The 16398-nt window shown below is 70.5% G+C and carries 14 protein-coding genes; 13 read left to right on the top strand and 1 reads right to left on the bottom strand.

What is annotated here, in order from left to right; translation table 11 throughout:
• The first annotated feature begins 21 nt into the window (after nucleotides 1-21).
• Nucleotides 22-1398 (top strand): LLM class flavin-dependent oxidoreductase, encoded by a 1377-nt coding sequence (locus Ahu01nite_RS42255; protein ID WP_203842400.1) that lies wholly within the window; start codon nucleotides 22-24, stop codon nucleotides 1396-1398.
• On the opposite strand, the gene Ahu01nite_RS42250 is transcribed toward Ahu01nite_RS42255, so the two are convergent.
• A complete protein-coding gene (locus tag Ahu01nite_RS42250; protein WP_203842399.1) occupies nucleotides 1384-2460 on the bottom strand; it encodes an LLM class flavin-dependent oxidoreductase in 1077 nt (358 codons plus the stop codon). The genes Ahu01nite_RS42255 and Ahu01nite_RS42250 overlap by 15 nt on opposite strands.
• A 99-nt stretch (nucleotides 2461-2559) precedes the next feature.
• On the opposite strand from Ahu01nite_RS42250, the gene Ahu01nite_RS42245 reads away from it, so the two are divergent.
• Genes Ahu01nite_RS42245 through Ahu01nite_RS42195 form a run of 12 tightly spaced genes read left to right on the top strand, consistent with a single transcriptional unit; the run spans nucleotide 2560 to nucleotide 16343 of the window.
• Complete coding sequence (locus tag Ahu01nite_RS42245; RefSeq protein WP_203842398.1) at nucleotides 2560-4275, top strand: ABC transporter substrate-binding protein; 1716 nt, start codon at nucleotides 2560-2562, stop codon at nucleotides 4273-4275.
• Between the two features lie 4 nt (nucleotides 4276-4279).
• On the top strand, nucleotides 4280-5227 hold the full coding sequence (locus tag Ahu01nite_RS42240; RefSeq protein ID WP_203842397.1) for an ABC transporter permease: 948 nt from the start codon (nucleotides 4280-4282) through the stop codon (nucleotides 5225-5227).
• On the top strand, nucleotides 5224-6033 hold the full coding sequence (locus Ahu01nite_RS50985; RefSeq protein ID WP_239159582.1) for an ABC transporter permease: 810 nt from the start codon (nucleotides 5224-5226) through the stop codon (nucleotides 6031-6033). The genes Ahu01nite_RS42240 and Ahu01nite_RS50985 overlap by 4 nt, the downstream gene beginning before the upstream one ends.
• Nucleotides 6030-7622 (top strand): dipeptide ABC transporter ATP-binding protein, encoded by a 1593-nt coding sequence (locus tag Ahu01nite_RS42235; protein WP_239159581.1) that lies wholly within the window; start codon nucleotides 6030-6032, stop codon nucleotides 7620-7622. Before Ahu01nite_RS50985 ends, Ahu01nite_RS42235 begins: the two co-directional genes overlap by 4 nt.
• The gene (locus tag Ahu01nite_RS42230) at nucleotides 7619-8857 is read left to right on the top strand and encodes an LLM class flavin-dependent oxidoreductase (protein WP_203842395.1); all 1239 of its coding nucleotides are present in this window, start codon (nucleotides 7619-7621) and stop codon (nucleotides 8855-8857) included. The genes Ahu01nite_RS42235 and Ahu01nite_RS42230 overlap by 4 nt, the downstream gene beginning before the upstream one ends.
• Complete coding sequence (locus tag Ahu01nite_RS42225; protein WP_203842394.1) at nucleotides 8854-9918, top strand: LLM class oxidoreductase; 1065 nt, start codon at nucleotides 8854-8856, stop codon at nucleotides 9916-9918. Before Ahu01nite_RS42230 ends, Ahu01nite_RS42225 begins: the two co-directional genes overlap by 4 nt.
• On the top strand, nucleotides 9915-11108 hold the full coding sequence (locus Ahu01nite_RS42220; protein WP_203842393.1) for an acyl-CoA dehydrogenase family protein: 1194 nt from the start codon (nucleotides 9915-9917) through the stop codon (nucleotides 11106-11108). Before Ahu01nite_RS42225 ends, Ahu01nite_RS42220 begins: the two co-directional genes overlap by 4 nt.
• 8 nt (nucleotides 11109-11116) lie before the next feature.
• Nucleotides 11117-12151: an aldo/keto reductase gene (locus Ahu01nite_RS42215; RefSeq protein WP_203842392.1), complete on the top strand. Its 1035-nt coding sequence runs from the start codon at nucleotides 11117-11119 to the stop codon at nucleotides 12149-12151.
• 25 nt (nucleotides 12152-12176) lie between these two features.
• Nucleotides 12177-13160: an aldo/keto reductase gene (locus Ahu01nite_RS42210; protein WP_203842391.1), complete on the top strand. Its 984-nt coding sequence runs from the start codon at nucleotides 12177-12179 to the stop codon at nucleotides 13158-13160.
• A complete protein-coding gene (locus Ahu01nite_RS42205) occupies nucleotides 13160-14221 on the top strand; it encodes an LLM class flavin-dependent oxidoreductase (RefSeq protein ID WP_203842390.1) in 1062 nt (353 codons plus the stop codon). Before Ahu01nite_RS42210 ends, Ahu01nite_RS42205 begins: the two co-directional genes overlap by 1 nt.
• Nucleotides 14218-15546: an NtaA/DmoA family FMN-dependent monooxygenase gene (locus Ahu01nite_RS42200; RefSeq protein ID WP_203842389.1), complete on the top strand. Its 1329-nt coding sequence runs from the start codon at nucleotides 14218-14220 to the stop codon at nucleotides 15544-15546. Before Ahu01nite_RS42205 ends, Ahu01nite_RS42200 begins: the two co-directional genes overlap by 4 nt.
• On the top strand, nucleotides 15546-16343 hold the full coding sequence (locus Ahu01nite_RS42195) for an NADPH-dependent oxidoreductase (RefSeq protein ID WP_203842388.1): 798 nt from the start codon (nucleotides 15546-15548) through the stop codon (nucleotides 16341-16343). The genes Ahu01nite_RS42200 and Ahu01nite_RS42195 overlap by 1 nt, the downstream gene beginning before the upstream one ends.
• The last annotated feature ends 55 nt before the right edge of the window (nucleotides 16344-16398 follow it).

Genomic DNA, 16398 nt, shown 5'->3' with positions numbered 1-16398 from the left:
CATGAGTGGCGGAGGGAAGCAATGAGCGGCGAGCGGATCCGGTTGAACGGGTTGCGGCAGTCCACGGTCGGGCATACGGCGATCGGGTTGTGGCGGCACCCGGACAGCCAGGCGCACCGCTACCGGGAGCTGAGCTACTGGACCGAGACCGCGCGGATCCTGGAGCGCGGGCGGTTCGACGCGTTGTTCATCGCGGACGCGCTCGGGCCGCTCGAGGTCTATCAGGGCAGCGTCGACGCGGCGTTGCGGGACGGCATCCAGACGCCGACCGATGATCCGCTGCTGGCGATCAGCGCGATGGCGGCGGTCACCGAGCATCTCGGGTTCTCCGTGACGGTGTCGTCGACGTACGAGCAGCCCTACTCCTTCGCCCGCAAGATGACCACCCTCGATCACCTGACCGGCGGCCGGATCGGGTGGAACGTCGTCACCTCGGCCCTGGACAGCGCGGCCCGCAACCTCGGCCTGACCACTCAGCTCCCGCACGACCAGCGGTACGCGGTCGCCGAGGAGTTCATGGACGTCGTCTACAAGTTGTGGGAATCGAGCTGGGCCGACGACGCGGTGGTCCGCTCTCCCGAAGGCATCTTCGTCGACCCCGCACGGGTACGGCCGGTCGCGCACGAGGGCACGTACTACCGGGTGCCGGGCATCGCGTTGTCCGAGCCGGGTGTGCAGCGCACCCCGGTGATCTACCAGGCCGGGACGTCCCCGGTCGGGCGCGCGTTCGCCGCCCGGCACGCGGAGGGCGTGTTCCTGTCGACCTATCTGCCGTCGATGGCGCGCGGCCTGGTCACCGATGTCCGCGAGCGGGCCGCCGCCGAGGGCCGCGATCCCCGCTCGCTCAAGTTCTTCGCGATCGCCACGGTGATCGTGGCCGAGACGGACGCGCAGGCACAGGCGAAGCTCGCGGATTACCAGTCCTACGCCAGTGTAGAGGGCGCTTTGGCCCGCTGGAGTGCGCTCATGCACATCGACCTGTCGGCGCTGGACCTCGACAAGCCCCTGGAATACGTGGAGACCGACGGCATCCGCGGCATGGTCGAGCTGTTCACCACGCTCGACCCGGACCGGCGCTGGACGCCGCGCGCGATCGCCGAGTTCGTCGGCGTGGGCGGTGGGGGCCCGGTGATCGCCGGCAGTCCCGCGACGGTCGCCGACGAGCTGGAGCGCTGGGTCGACGAGGCGGGGATCGACGGGTTCAACATCGCCGACCCGGTGCCGCCGGTGACGTTCCGCGACTTCACCGATCTGGTCGTGCCCGAGCTGCAGCGCCGTGGCCTGGTCTGGCGTGACTACGAGGGCTCGACGCTGCGGGAGCACTTCCACGGCGGCGGGGTGACCCGGGTCCGGGACGACCACCCCGCCGCGCGTTACCGCTTCTCAGCCCCTCAATAGCGGCAACAGCTGCTCGCCCTGGCGCTCGATCTCCGGCAGGTAAGGCGTGTCGGAGAGGATGAAGTGCGTGATGCCCAGCTCCTGGTAGCGCCGTAGCGACGATGCCACCTCCTTGGCCGAGCCGACCAGCCACGTGGTGCCGGCGCCCCCGCCCCCGAACTTGCCGGGCGCCGTGTAGAGGTTGTCGTCCAGCACCTCGCCGCGGGATGTCAGGTCGAGCAGCCGCTGCTGGCCGACCGCGGCGCGCCGGGCCTGGTCGGGCGGGGTCCGGCCGACGCCCTTCGCCATCTCCGCGACCTTCGCCTCGGCATCGGACCAGGCCTGCTCGGACGTCTCCCGGACCACCGTGGTGATCCGCAGCCCGAACTCCAGCGGGGCATGCTCCCGGCCGAGTTCGGCGCTGAGCGCTGTCAGCCTTTCGATCCTTTCGCGTACGCCGTCCAGCGGCTCACCCCAGAACAGCTGAACGTCAGCCTCGGCAGCAGCCACCCGCTCAGCCGCCTCGGAAGCCCCGCCGAAGTAGAGCCGCGGATGCCTGCGCGCGCCGCGCACGACCGGCCGGGGGACCACGGTCGAGCCGGTGACCCCGAAGTGCTCGCCGTGATACGTGACGTTCTCCTCGGTCCACAATCTGCGGACGAGCTGGAGGAACTCCTTCGTACGCGCGTAGCGGTGGGCCTGGTCACCCTCGCTGTCGCCATACGCCGCGAGATTGTCCTTCCCCGACACGATATTGATCAGTACGCGCCCGCCGCTGAGGTGATCGAGGCTCGCCGCCGCCGACGCGAAGTTCGCCGGCCGCCAGTACCCGGGCCGCACCGCGATCAGCGGCTGGAACGTCGTCGTCCGGGCGGCCAGCGCGGTGGCGACGGTGAACGTGTCGGGCCGCCCCCAGCCGGTCCCGATCAGCGCCCCGCCCCACCCGTGTTTCTCCAGCGCGAGGGCGTGGCCGGTGAGGGTGTCCAGGGTGTTGTGATCCGTGACCACGTCGTCCCCGCGATGGCCCGGCTCGACCTGGTTCGGGATGTACCAGAGGAACTCGTTTGCAGCTTCGTCACTCATGTAACCCTCATATCCTATCGGCTATATAGCCAATGTATAGAATGCTCAGTTCTACAGCTAGATCTGACGTAGGCAACAGTGAAGATTGAGAGAATCGGCATGTCAGACCTTCGAAGCTCCATCGAGCAGAGCGCACCCACCCGTCGCAAGTGGCCCTGGATAGCGGGCGCCGCGGTTGCCGTCCTCCTGGTCGCGGGCATCGGGCTCGCCGTGGGACGAGGCGGCAGCAGCGCGGAGGCCTCGGACGACGGGACACCCGTCCGCGGCGGCACGCTGCAGTTCGCGCTCATCGACTACCAGCGCAGCCCCGACCCGCAGTGGGGCACCAACTACGCCGAATCGCTGATCGGCAACAACATCACCGACAAGCTGACCTGGCAGGACCCGGACACCGGCGAGATCACGCCGTGGCTCGCGCAGTCCTGGGAGTACAACAAGGAGCTGACGCAGTTCACGTTCCACCTGCGCAAGGACGTGACGTTCAGTGACGGCACGCCGTTCGACGCGGCGGTCGTCAAGGCGAACTTCGACCAGTACGTGCACGGCGACCAGAAGCTGGGCATCAACCCGAACGGCGCGTCGCTGCTCCCGGGGTATCTCGGCACCGATACGCCGGACCAGTACACGGCGGTCGTACGGTTCGCCAAGCCCCTGGCCAGTTTCCTGCAGGCGTCCTCGTTCACCGCGAACGCGCAGCCCGGCTTCCTGTCCCTGTCGACGCTGAAGCTGAGCTCGGCCGAGCGCGCCGACCCGAAGAAGATCATCGGCACCGGGCCGTTCGTCTACGAGTCCTGGGAACAGCAGGTCAAGACCGTCCTGGTGAAGCGGGCCGGCTACCACTGGGCGCCCGCCTCGATCAAGCACCAGGGTGAGGCCTACCTGGACCGGATCGTGTTCAACACCATCCCCGAGGCCAGCGTCCGCACCGGATCGCTGGTGTCCGGCACGATCGACGCCACCCTCGACGTCGGCACCACCGACGAGAAGCCCCTGGCCGACAAGGGTTTTACGATCATCAGCCGCGGCGTCTCCGGCACGTCCATCTTCTTCAACTTCAACTCGCAGCTGTTCCCCACCAACGACATCGCCGTCCGCAAGGCGATCCAGCTCGGCTGGGACCGCGACGCGATCACCAAGACCGTGCTCACCGACTCCTACTCCGTGGCGACCTCGGTGCTCGCGCCGTCGGTCTCCGGATACGCCGACTACAGCGGCTCGGTACTGAAGTACGACCCGGAGCAGGCCAAGGCGCTGCTCGACGCCGCCGGCTGGGTGCCCGGCCCGGACGGCATCCGCGCCAAGGACGGCAAGCGGCTGACGGTCAAGCTGCTCGGCATCAGCAACCTCGTGGTCAACAAGCCGGCGTACGAGTCGGTCCAGCAGGACCTCACGAAGATCGGCATCGACCTGCAGCTCTCCGTGGTCCCGATCCCGGACTACACGGCACAGGTGGCCAAGGCGAAGACCGACTGGAACATCACCGCCGCGAACCGCTCACGCAACGATCCGGCAGTGCTCAATCTCGCGTACGGTCCGCAGCTCGGTAATGCCTCGTTCCTGACCGCCGACTCCACCGGGATCGACGTGGCCGAGGTCTCGGCGACGCTGGGCAAGCTCGAGCTCACCCTCGACCCGGCCGAGCGCAAGGCCGCAGCCAAGGCCGCCCAGGATCTACTGCTCGAGAAGTACGCCCTGGTCAGCCCGATCTACAACCCGGCACAGGTGATCGCGCACGCGGACTACGTCCACGGCATCATCTTCGACGCCCAGTCCCGGAACCACTTCGTGGACGCCTGGAAGAGCGACGGGAAGTAACATCGTGCTGCGGTATGTCGCGCTGAAGACCGGCCGGGCCGCGTTCGTGGTGTGGGCCGCGTTCACCCTCACGTTCGTCCTGCTCTTCGTGCTCCCGGCGAACCCGGTGGACCTGCTCTTCGATCCCACCGAGCTCAACACCGTGCCGCCGGAGGTGCGCGAGCAGGTCGCGGACAACTACGGCTTCAACAAGCCCGTGCTCCTGCAGTACGCCGACCGCCTCGGCCACGCGCTGACCGGCGACTTCGGCAGCTCGGTGCAGTCCGGCCGGCCGGTCGCCTCGGCGATCCTCGACGTACTGCCCGAAACCCTGCTGCTGTCGGCGGGAGCGCTGGTGCTGGCGGTGCTCGCCGCCGTCGGCATCGCGCTCGTCGCCACCTCGACCCGGCGCGCCTGGGTGCGCAACGTGGTGGAGGCCCTGCCGTCGGGCGCGGTGTCGGTGCCGGTGTTCCTCTCCGGCATCCTGATCCTGCAGGTGTTCTCGTTCAAGCTGGGCTGGTTTCCGGCGTTCGGCGACGACGGGCCACGCAGCATCGTGCTGCCGCTGATCACCCTCGCCATCCCGGTGGCCGGGCCGATCGCGCAACTGCTGGTCCGCAGCTTCGCGACCGAGTTCCATTCCGGGTACGTCACGACGAGCTGGGCGAAGGGCGCCACCCGCGGCGGCATCATCCTGCGCGACGTGCTGCGCAACGCCAGCCTGCCGGCGCTGACGATCGCGGGCATCACGTTCGGCAACCTGATCGCGGGCTCGGTCATCACCGAGACGGTGTTCGCCCGCAAGGGCATCGGCCGGCTGACCCAGAACGCGATCAACACCCTCGACGTACCCCTCGTCCAGGGCATCGTCGTGTTCGTCGCGGTCAGCTTCGCTCTCATCAATCTGTTCGTGGATCTGATATATCCCCTGCTGGATCCGCGGATGCGCGCGGTTGTGGAGGCGCAGAAATGATCACCCGCCGGCTGCAGCAACCGGTCCTGCTCCTAGCGTGGCTCGTGGTGCTCGTCGTCATCGGCTGGGCCGTCGCCCCGCAGTTGTTCACGTCGTACAGCCCGTACGCCGGGGACACCGCCGCGAGCTTCGCGCCACCGAGCGCCGAGCACTGGTTCGGCACCGACCGGCTGGGCCGCGACCTGTTCGCCCGCAGCGTCTACGGCGCGCACACCACGCTGACGGCCACGCTGCTGGCCGTGGTCATCGCGTTCGGCATCGGCACCGCCGTCGGGCTGATCGCCGGGTTCAGCGGGGGCATCGCCGACACCGCGATCATGCGGGTGGTGGACGTGTTCCTGGCGATCCCCAGCCTGCTGCTCGCGATGGTGGTCGTGTCGGTGCTCGGCTACTCCACCAACAACATCGCCCTGGCCGTCGGCGTCTCGTCGATCGCGTCGTTCGCACGGGTGATGCGGGCGCAAGTGCTGTCGGTCGTGCATCAGGACTACGTACGGGCGGCGTACGGCCTCGGCGTCGGCCGGATCGGCGTCATGCTCCGCCACGTCGTCCCGAACTCGCTCAGCTCCGTGGTCGCGCTGGCCGCCCTCGAGGTGGGCACCGCGGTCCTCGCCGTCGCGTCGCTCGGCTTCCTCGGCTACGGCGCCCCGCCCCCGCAACCCGAATGGGGACTGCTCGTCGCGGAGGGCCGGGACTACGTCGCCGTACATCCCTGGGCCTCGATCCTGCCCGGGGTCGCCCTCGCGGTCGTGGTCATCGCCACCCACCGCATCAGCACCTCGTTCCGGAAGGAGCACAGCCGGTGACCCACGACCCCCTGCTCCGGATCACCGATCTCGCCATCGACTACCCGGCCGGGCGTCGGCGGTGGACACCCGCGGTCCGCGGTGTGAGCCTGCACGTCGAACCGGGCGAGCTGGTCGCGCTGGTGGGGGAATCCGGCTCCGGCAAGACGACGCTGGTCCAGGGCGCGCTCGGGCTTCTCCCACCCGTCGCCCGGCGCAGGTCCGGCTCGATCGCCTATTCGGGCGTCGAGGTCACCGGGTGGAACGACAAGCGCATGGCACGCGTACGCGGAAACTACGTCGGTTTCATCCCCCAGGACCCGAACACCTCCTTGAACCCGACCAAACGCATCGGCCACCAGGTCATCGAGGCCGTCCGGTTCAACGCACCCCGCCCCGGCACTGCGGCCGACTACCGCGCGGCTGCGCTGGAGAGCCTGCGCACCGCGGGCCTGCAGGACGCCGAGCGGGTGTTCCAGCAGTTCCCGCACGAGCTCAGCGGCGGCATGAAACAGCGCGCCCTGATCGCCATCGCGCTCGCCGGTCACCCGAAGATCATCGTGGCGGACGAGCCGACCAGCGCCCTCGACGTCACCGTCCAGAAGGTCATCCTCGACCACCTGGCCGGGCTGCGCGAACGCCTCGGCATCGGGATCCTGCTGGTGACCCACGACCTGGGTGTCGCCCTGGAACGCGCCGACCGGATCCTGGTCATGCGCGCCGGCGAGATCGTCGAGCACGGCCCGGTCCGGCAGATCCTGGACCAGCCCACCGACGACTACACCCGCCGCCTGCTCGCCGCCTCCCCGGCCCAGCACCACGGCCGCCTGCGCGACAACACCAGCGCCACCGGCCTGGTCGCCCTCGAAGCGCGCGCGCTGTCCAAGTCCTACAAACACGTCCACGCCCTGAAAACCGCGGACCTGGTGGTACGCAAGGGAACCACGCACGCCATCGTCGGCGAGTCCGGCGCCGGCAAGTCCACCCTCGCGGGGATCCTGGCCGGTTTCACCACGGCGGACAGCGGCACCGTGCACGTGGGCGCCACCGAGCTGACCGCCCTGAACCGCCGCGAGCTCCGTACGATCCGCCGCGACCTGCAGTTCGTGTTCCAGAACCCCTACACGTCGCTCGACCCGCGCTTCACCGTCCGGCGGCTCGTCGAGGAACCGTTGCGGGCGTTCGGCGTACCCATCGAAGGCCGCGCAGCGGAACTGCTGAAAGCGGTCGCCCTCGACGAGAGCTACCTGAACCGCCTGCCCGGCCAGCTCTCCGGCGGTCAGCGCCAGCGGGTGGCGATCGCCCGGGCCCTCGCGCTGAACCCCGGGATCCTGGTGCTCGACGAGGCGGTCAGCGCGCTCGACGTGTCGGTGCAGGCGCAGATCCTGCAGCTGCTCGTCGACCTGCAGGCCGAGTCCGGGCTCAGCTACGTCTTCGTGACCCACGACCTCGGCGTCGTCCGGCTGATCGCCGACGACGTCACGGTGATGAAGGACGGTGCCGTGGTCGAGACCGGCCCGGTCGAGGAGGTCTTCCACGCACCCCAGCACGACTACACCCGGCGGTTGCTCGACGCGATCCCCGGCCGGGACCTGAGGAGTACGCGATGACCCGTCAGCTGCACATCAACGTCAACATTCTCAACGCGGGCGTGTTCGGGGGCTCGTGGCGCTTCCCGGGCACCGACGGCACCGCGAGCTACACGATCGACCACTACACGTCGATCGCGAAGAAGGCCGAGCAGGCGAAGCTGGACGCCGTCTTCCTGGCCGACGGCCCGTCGCTCGACCCGAGCGTCAAGCACCGCACGGCCAACAACCTCGAACCCACCACGGTCCTGGCCCGCATCGCCGCGCAGACCGAGAAGATCGGCCTGATCGGTACGCTCTCCTCCACCTACAACGACCCGGTCGAGCTCGCCCGCCGCCTCGGCGACCTCGACCACGTCAGCGGCGGCCGCTTCGGCTGGAACGTCGTCACCACCGCCGGCCCGGTCGCCGCCCGCAACTTCGGCCGCCGCGGCGAACTCGAACACGCCACCCGCTACGAACGCGCCGCCGACGTCGCCACCCAGGTCATCGCCGCGTGGGCCGCCCGCACCCGCCTGCTCTCCCCGCAGGGCCGCCCGGTCGTGGTCCAGGCCGGCGGCTCCACGGACGGCAAACGCCTGGCCTCCCGCGTCGGCGAGGTCATCTTCTCCGCCGACCAGGACCTCGCCCACGCCCGCGCATTCCGCACCGAGCTGCGCGACGGCGCCGCCGCGTTCGGCCGCAACCCCGACGAACTCGTGGTCCTGCCCGGCCTCTCGACCGTCGTGGGCAGCACCGAGGCCGAGGCCCGGGCGCGCAGGGAACTGCTCGACAACCTGTTACCCGATGCGTACGCCCGGAGCCGCCTGGCCGGTCAACTCGGCTTCTCCCTCGACGGGCTGTCCGACGACGAACCGATTCCCGCTTCGTTGCTCGTCGAACCCGACCAGGCCGGTGGCTCGCAGACGTTCTACCGCGTCGTCAAGGCGATCATCGACCGGGACAACCCGACGCTCGGGCAGCTGCTCAAGAAACTCTCCGGCGGCGGTGGGCACCGCATCGTGACCGGCACCCCCGAACAGATCGCCGACGACATCGAGCAATGGTTCCGCGCCGGCGCGGCGGACGGCTTCAACGTGATGCCGGACGTCCTGCCGTCGGGCTTCGACGACTTCGCCGACCACGTCATCCCCGTCCTGCAGCGCCGCGGCCTGTTCCGCACCGAGTATGAGGGCACCACCCTGCGCGACCACCTCGGTCTCGGGCTGCCCGCTGTCCCCGCTTTGCTCCCCGAGTCAGAGGTGATCCCCGCATGACCACCATCATCCAGCTGACCCTGTCGGTAGGCGACCCGCTCACCCTGGCCGACGCCGACGCGGTCACCGCCGTCGCCCAGGAAGCCGGCGTGACGACCATCCGGCTCGCCGACGACGGCAACCTCGATCCCACTGTCACGGCCGGCTACCTCGCCGGCCGTCACCACGGCATCGGCTTCATCGCCGAGGTCCCCACCACCCACCAAGCCCCCTACAACACCGCCCGCCGGATCCTGTCCCTCGACCGTGCATCCGGCGGCCGGACCGGCATCGCCCTGCGCCCGGGCGACGGCGACGAGGTCAGCGGGGGCGTTGTTGTGGGCCTGGCGGGTCGCAGGGCGGGCGAGGTAGCTGAGGACTCGGATGCGGGCCCGGCCGCGCGGTGGGCGGGGGAGGGCGGCGGGCAGGTCGTTGTGGATCGGGCCGCGCGGTGGGCGGGGGAGTGCGGCGGGCAGGCCTTTGTGGGTCGAGCTGCGCGGTGGACGGAGTATGCGCATGTGCTGAGCCGGCTCTGGGCGTCGTTCCCGCGGGTGGCGCTGATCGGTGACCAGGCAGCCGGACTGGTCGTCGACGACGAGCTGATCAGGGCGATCAACCACAACGGTGAGTCCTACCGGGTCGCCGGTCCGATCGACGGCCCGTCCTCGGTCCAGGGCCGCCCCGTCATCGTCGCCGACCTGACCGACGAACTCCCCTTCGCCGCAGCCGCCGAATACGCCGACGTCATCGTGATCGACCGCGCCACCCAGGTCGACCAGCACATATCAGGCGTCGCGCTCCTCGGCCGAGTCTGGATCGACGCCGACGCCGACGCCGACGCCGACGCCGCGCCTGTCGGGCCGACCGCGCCCGCCGGCCTCGTCGCTCTCGCCGGCGAGCTGCGTGCCTGGGCCTTGGAGCAGCGCCTCGACGGTTTCGAACTCGTCCCGCGCGGCGATCCGGATCCAGAAGACCTGGCCGCCGTACTGAAGACCTTGGTGCCCCTCCTGGCAAACGCGTCCCCGCCCGGGGCCGCCGCCGCTTCCGGGACCACCCTCCGCGCCGCGCTGGCCCTGGCATGACCGCCGAGCTGGTGACGCTGAGCGTCGAGGACATCCGGGGCGGTGTCGAGCCGATCCTGCGCCGGCTGGCGACGGGCGCGGCGGAGCGGGACCGGACCCGGACCTACGCGTTCGAGGACGTGCGGGCGCTTGCCGAGCAGCGGATCACGCTGACCGGGATCTCCGCCCGCGACGGCGGCGCCGGGGGAAGACTGCGGGACGTGTTCGACCTGATCATCGCGATCGGGCGCGCGGACTCCAACGTGGCGCAGGCGTTGCGCAGCAGCTTCCTGACCGCCAACCAGGTCGCGTCCCGCCCGGACCTGCCCCACCGCGCGACGACCCTGCACCGGCTGCGCGCCGGGGATCTCTTCGCGGGCACCGGCAACGAGCGGTCCGGCGGCGCGAGCGGTTCCGTCCACACGACCATCCGGCGTGAGGAGAACGGGTACCTGGTGAACGGCGAGAAGTACTACTCGACCGGGGGCCTCTACGCGAACTGGTTCTCCGGTACAGCCACCGACGAGGACGGCACGCTGCTGAGCTTCACCGTGCCGGTGGACCGGGCCGGGGTGCAGCGTCTCGACGACTTCGACGCCGTCGGGCAGCGGCTCACCGCCAGCGGCACCACCCGGCTCGTGAACGTGCGGGTCGGTGCCGACGAGGTGACCGTTCGGGACACGTCGCGGCTGGACAGCCCGTGGCTCGGGTCGTTCGCCCAGTTGTATCTCGCGGCGATCGAGGCGGGGATCGCCGCGGCGGCGCTCGACGATGCGGTGGTGTTCGCGCGGGAGCGGGCCCGGCCGATCAAGCACAGTACGGCGGCGACCAGCGTGCAGGACCCGTACGTGCGGGAGACCGTAGGCCGGATCGCCGTGCACGCCCACGCCGCGCGCTCAGTCGTGCTGCTCGCGGCGGAGGAACTTCAGGCCGTACGCGAGAAACAAGGCCCGGCAGCCCGCGAAGCCGGCGCCCGAGCGGCGGTGACCGTCGCCCAGACCGGCGTGACCGCCATCGAGTCCGCGCTGCACGCCGCGGAACTGCTCTTCGACGTCGGCGGGGGCTCAGCGACCGGCCGTGATCTCGGCTTCGACCGGCACTGGCGCAACGCCCGCACCGTCGCCAACCACAACCCCCGGCAGTGGAAGGCCGCGGTGGCGGGTGCCTATCACCTGACCGCCGAGGAACCGCCCACGACCGGACTCTTCTGAGGGGAACCATGAGCACAGCAGACCGCGTTCTCGGGCGCACGGGACTCCTGATCAGCCCGTTGACGCTCGGCACGATGAACTTCGGCCGGCACCAGGAGGAAGCCGAGAGCATCCGGATCATCCAGGCCGCCCTCGACGCCGGCCTCACGGCCGTGGACACCGCCGACGTGTACGCGCAGGGCGTCTCGGAACAGATCGTCGGCAAAGCGCTCGCGGGGCGCCGGGACGACGTCTTCCTGGCCACGAAGTTCCACGGTCAGGTCGGCGACAACCCCCGCCACGCCGGGAACTCGCGGGCCTGGATCGTCCGCGCCGTCGAGGACAGCCTGCGCCGGCTCGGCACCGACCATCTCGACCTCTACCAGGCGCACCGGCCCGACCCGCGCACCGACCTGCTGGAGACACTGCGGACGCTCGACGACCTGATCCGGCAGGGGAAGATCCGCTACTACGGCACGTCGGTGTTCCCTGCGCATCAGCTCGTCGAGGCGCAGTGGCTGGCCGAGAAGCACGGGCTCACCGCGCCGCACACCGAGCAGCTGCCGTATTCGCTGCTCGTCCGTAGCGCCGAACGGGAAGTCTTCCCGGTGGTTCGCAAGTACGGCGTGGGCGTGCTCAGTTACGGCCCGCTCGCCGCCGGCTGGCTCTCCGGGGGCTACCGGGTCGGCGCCGAGCAGCCCGCGTCCGCACGCGCCGAGCTGATCCCCGGGCGCTTCGACATCACGCTCGACCGCAACCAGCGCAAACTCGCCGCCGCCGACGCCCTGGCGACGCTCGCGGACGAACACGGGCTGACGCTGGTCGAGCTGGCGGTGGCGTTCGCGTTGAACCACCCCGCGATCAGCAGCGTCATCATCGGGCCGCGTACGCAGAGCCACCTGGACGCGTACCTCAAGGCCTCGGCAGTTGATCTTGATCCTGAGGTGCTGGACCGCATCGACGAGATCGTCGACCCCGGCACCCACTTCCTCGAACGTGACACCGGCCGCGACACCCCGTCCCTGCAGCCGTCCGCCCTGCGCCTGAAAGGCCTGCCCCGATGACCCTGCGCCTGAAAGGCCTGCCCCGATGACCCTGTTGCCCTACCGCCGCGCCGGGCGCTCCGGCCTCGACCTGTCCGCGTTCTCGTTCGGGCTGTGGCAGAAGTTCGGCACCGACTACGCGTACGAGACCCAGCGGGAGATCGTGCTGCACGCGTTCGACCTGGGCATCACCCACTTCGACAATGCGGACAGGTACGGCCCGCCGCACCGCGCCGCCCAGCAGTTCTTCGGGACCGTGCTCAAACGCGACCTCGCCCCGCACCGTGACGAACTGATCCTGTCAACCAAGGCCGGCAACCCGATCGGCCCCGGGCCCTACCAGCGCGGCGCGTCCCGCAAATCGCTGCTGGGCTCGCTCGACCAGAGCCTGCGCGACCTGGGCACCGACTACGTCGACATCTTCTACAGCCACAGCCCCGACCTCACCACGCCCCTCGACGAGACGGTCAGCGCGCTGGCCGCCGCCGTGCAGCAGGGCAAGGCGCTCTACGCCGGCATCTCCAACTACCCGGCCGACCGCGCGCACGAGATCGCCGGGCTGCTGCGCCGCGCCGGGGTTCCGCTGCTGGTCCACCAGCCCCGCTACTCGATCTTCGACCGGCGTCCCGAGCTGACCGGGCTCCTGGAGGTCGCCGAGGAGGACGGGTTCGGGCTGGTCGTCTACTCGCCGCTCGCGCAGGGGCTGCTCACCGACAAGTACCTCGACGGCGTCCCCGCCGGGGCACGGGCGCAGAACAGCGCGTTCCTGTCACCGGACGTGATCGACGAGACCTATCGCGAGCGGATCACCGGGCTCAACAAGCTCGCCGCGCAACGGGGCCAGTCACTCGCCCAGCTCGCCCTGCAGTGGGTGCTGCGCCGCCCCGAGGTGACCTCCGCGCTGATCGGTGCCAGTTCGACGGAGCAACTCGACCACAACGTCAAGGCGCTCGACTTCGCGCCGCTGACCGATGACGAGCTGGCGGTTGTCGACAAGTACGGCGTACACGGAACGGGGTTGCGGCTCTGATGGCCCCCATCGGAGCCGGACTGCGCGACGGGCGGCCCTTCCGGCTGGGATTCCTGCTGCACCTCGACGCGGATCTGCCGCCCGCCCGCGCGTACCAGGAAGCGATCGATCTGTTCGTCATCGCCGAGAACCTGGGTTACGACTCGGGCTGGGTCATCCAGCGGCACTTCCGGCAGGGCCGCGAGCACGTGTCGGCGCCGCTGGTGCTGCTCGCCGCGATCGCCCAGCACACCAACCGGATCGGGCTCGGCACCGGCGTGCTCGTGCTGCCGCTCGAAGACCCCCTCAAGGTCGCCGAGGACGCGACCACGCTCGACGCGCTCAGCGGTGGGCGGCTCGAGCTCGGCGTGGGATCGGGGCCGTTCCCGGGCGCGTGGGAGGCGTTCGGGAAGGACCTCGGCGACCGGCACCGGCTCTTCGACGAGTCGGTGGCGCGGCTGCACGACGTGCTCGGCGGGGCGGCGCTGAACAGTTTGGGGGAGGTGCTGCATCCGCCGGCCTCGGGCGTACGGGAGAGGCTCTGGCAGGCCACCACCGGCGACCCGGACCTCGCCCACGCAGCCGCAGCCGCAGCGGGCCGGGCCGGGGACGGCCTGCAGCTCTCCCGCGCGACCGGATGGCGCGGCGGCACCGTCCGCGACGCCCAGAGGCAGCAGGCGGAATGGATCGACGCCTACCGCGCGGCCTGGACCGACCCCGACCACGAACCCCGGGTTCAGGTGTCACGGGCCGTCTACCCGCACCCGGACCTGGCCGAGGCGGCCCGGCTCGTCACCCCGGGCGCGCGGCGCTGGCAGAGCTGGCTGTCCGCCCGCCGCGACGTCGCGGACCTGACCGTCGAGGAATACCTCGCGGCCGACCACGCGCTGCTCGGCCCCGCCGAGACCCTGGCCGCCGAACTCGCCACCGATCCCGCGCTGCGCGAGATCACCGACCTGCTGATCAGTTTCGTCCCCGGGGTGCCCGACTTCGCCGAACACCGCCGGCTGCTCGCCGCCGGGGCCCGCGACCTCGCGCCGCTGCTCGGCTGGCATCCCGCCGATTCGAGGGTGCGCTCATGACCGGATTCCACCTGAACCTGTCGCTGATGACGCCCGGTCACTTCCGGCACGCGTGGCGGTTGCCGCACGTCGACCCGTACGCATATCTCGACATCGACCACTTCCAGCGGCTCGCCCGCATCGCCGAGGACGCGAAGATCGACGCGGTGTTCCTGGGCGACGGCCCCGCCCTGCGCGGCGAGATCGAACAGGCCCCCGGCACCGGCCTCGACCCGCTGGTCCTGCTCGGCGCCGTGGCAGCCACGACCACGAACCTCGGCGTGATCATCACCAGCTCCACGACCTACAACTCGCCCTACAACCTCGCCCGCCGCTTCCAGGCCCTCGACCACGTCACCAAGGGCAGAGCAGCAGTCAACATCGTGACCACGGGTACGCCCGCAGCAGCCGCCAACTTCGGCCGCGCCACCCACCCCGACAGGGAATCCCGTTACCGCCGCGCCCACGAGTTCCTCGACGTCGTCACCCGCCTCTGGGACGGCTGGGATCCCGGCGCGATCGTCGCCGACAAACAGTCCGGACAGTACGCCGACCCGTCCCGCATCCACCGCGTCGACCACGACGGCGAGTTCTTCTCCGTCGCCGGCCCGCTCCCCGTCCCCGCCGGACCCCAGGGCCGCCCGGTCATCGTCCAGGCCGGCGGCTCCGAAGGCGGCCTCTCGCTGGCCGGACAGTACGCCGACGTCGTCTTCACCGTCGCCCAGACCCAGGCCAAGGCGGTGGCCTTCCGCGACGACATCCGCAACCGTGCCGCAGCCGCCGGCCGCCACCCCGATGACGTGAAGGTGTCCCTCGGCGTGGTGGTCCTCGTCGCGGCGACGTCTTCTGAGGCCCGCCGCCGTGAGCAGGAGCTCTACGCCACCCTGCCGCTCGAGTCGCTCACCGGGTCCCTGCTGGCCAACCTGGGTCTGGCCCCTGGTTCCTTCGGCCCGGACGACCCGATCAGCATCACGGACCTCCCGGATCTTGTTCCCGGCAGCACGTTCTCCGCCGGTTTCAGCGTCTCCACCCGCGCGCTGATCGCCGACGCACCCCGCACGCCCCGCGAGCTGATCCAGCGTGGCGCGGGTGGCTCCGGTCACCGCCTGCTGGTCGGCTCTGCCCAGGAGGTCGCCGACGACCTACGCTCGTGGTTCGAGGCAGGAACCGCTGACGGCTTCACGATCATGCCGGCCGACACCGCCGTCGACCTCCCGAACTTCGCCACCCTGGTGGTCCCGATCCTGCAGGAGTACGGCTTGTTCCAGAAGGAATACCCCCACCCCACCCTGCGCGGGCGGCTCGGCCTTCCGGCCCGTCAGGGCATTTTCGAGGTGGCCGCCTGATGCCCGCCGCCGCCCGCTACGGCGACCCGCTGGCCACCCTCGGCGTCCTCAACGACGTCCTGCGCCTGCAACTCGAGCGCCGTTCGGTCCGCAAGTTCACCACCCGCGACGTGACCGACGACGAACTCACCGCGCTGATCGCCGCAGCCCAGTCCGCGGCCACGTCCTCGAACCTGCAACCGTGGAGCGTGGTGGCGGTCCGGGACCCCGCCCGCAAGGCCCGCCTGGCCGCGCTGGCCGGCAACCAGTCCTTCGTCGCCCAGGCCCCGCTGTTCCTGATCTGGGTCGCCGACCTCGGCCGCGCCCACCGCCTCGCCCAGCGCGCCGGAACCCAGGTCGAAGCCGCGGACTACCTCGAAACCACCATCATCGGCTTCGTCGACACTGCGTTGGCCGCCCAGAACGCGGTTATTGCCGCGGAGTCTCTCGGCCTGGGCTCGGTCTTCGTCGGCGCGGTCCGCAACCACCCCGAGGAGATCGCTGCGGAGCTCGGCCTGCCGCCGCGCACGGTGGCGACCTTCGGGCTGGCCGTCGGCACCCCTGACCCCACGGAAGAAGCCGACGTCAAGCCACGCCTCCCGCAGGCCGCGGTCCTGCACCACGAGCAGTTCGACGCCCCGGCCGCTGACGCGCACATCGAGGCGTACGACAAGAGACTATCGGCCTACAACGAACGCTTCGGCCTCCGCGGCACCTGGAGCGACCGCGTTCTCACCCGCCTCGCCGGCCCCGCCTCCATGGCCGGCCGCCACCGCCTCCGCGAAATCCTCGAACGCCTGGGCCTGCCCTCCCGGTGACGGTAGTCACATGGGTTCTCCGGGGGCGTGATGGAGCCTGAAACTGTCGTACGCC

This window comes from Winogradskya humida, assembly GCF_016862215.1.
GTDB classification, from domain to species: domain Bacteria; phylum Actinomycetota; class Actinomycetes; order Mycobacteriales; family Micromonosporaceae; genus Actinoplanes; species Actinoplanes humidus.
This window is presented reverse-complemented; position numbering and strand designations above follow the sequence as displayed.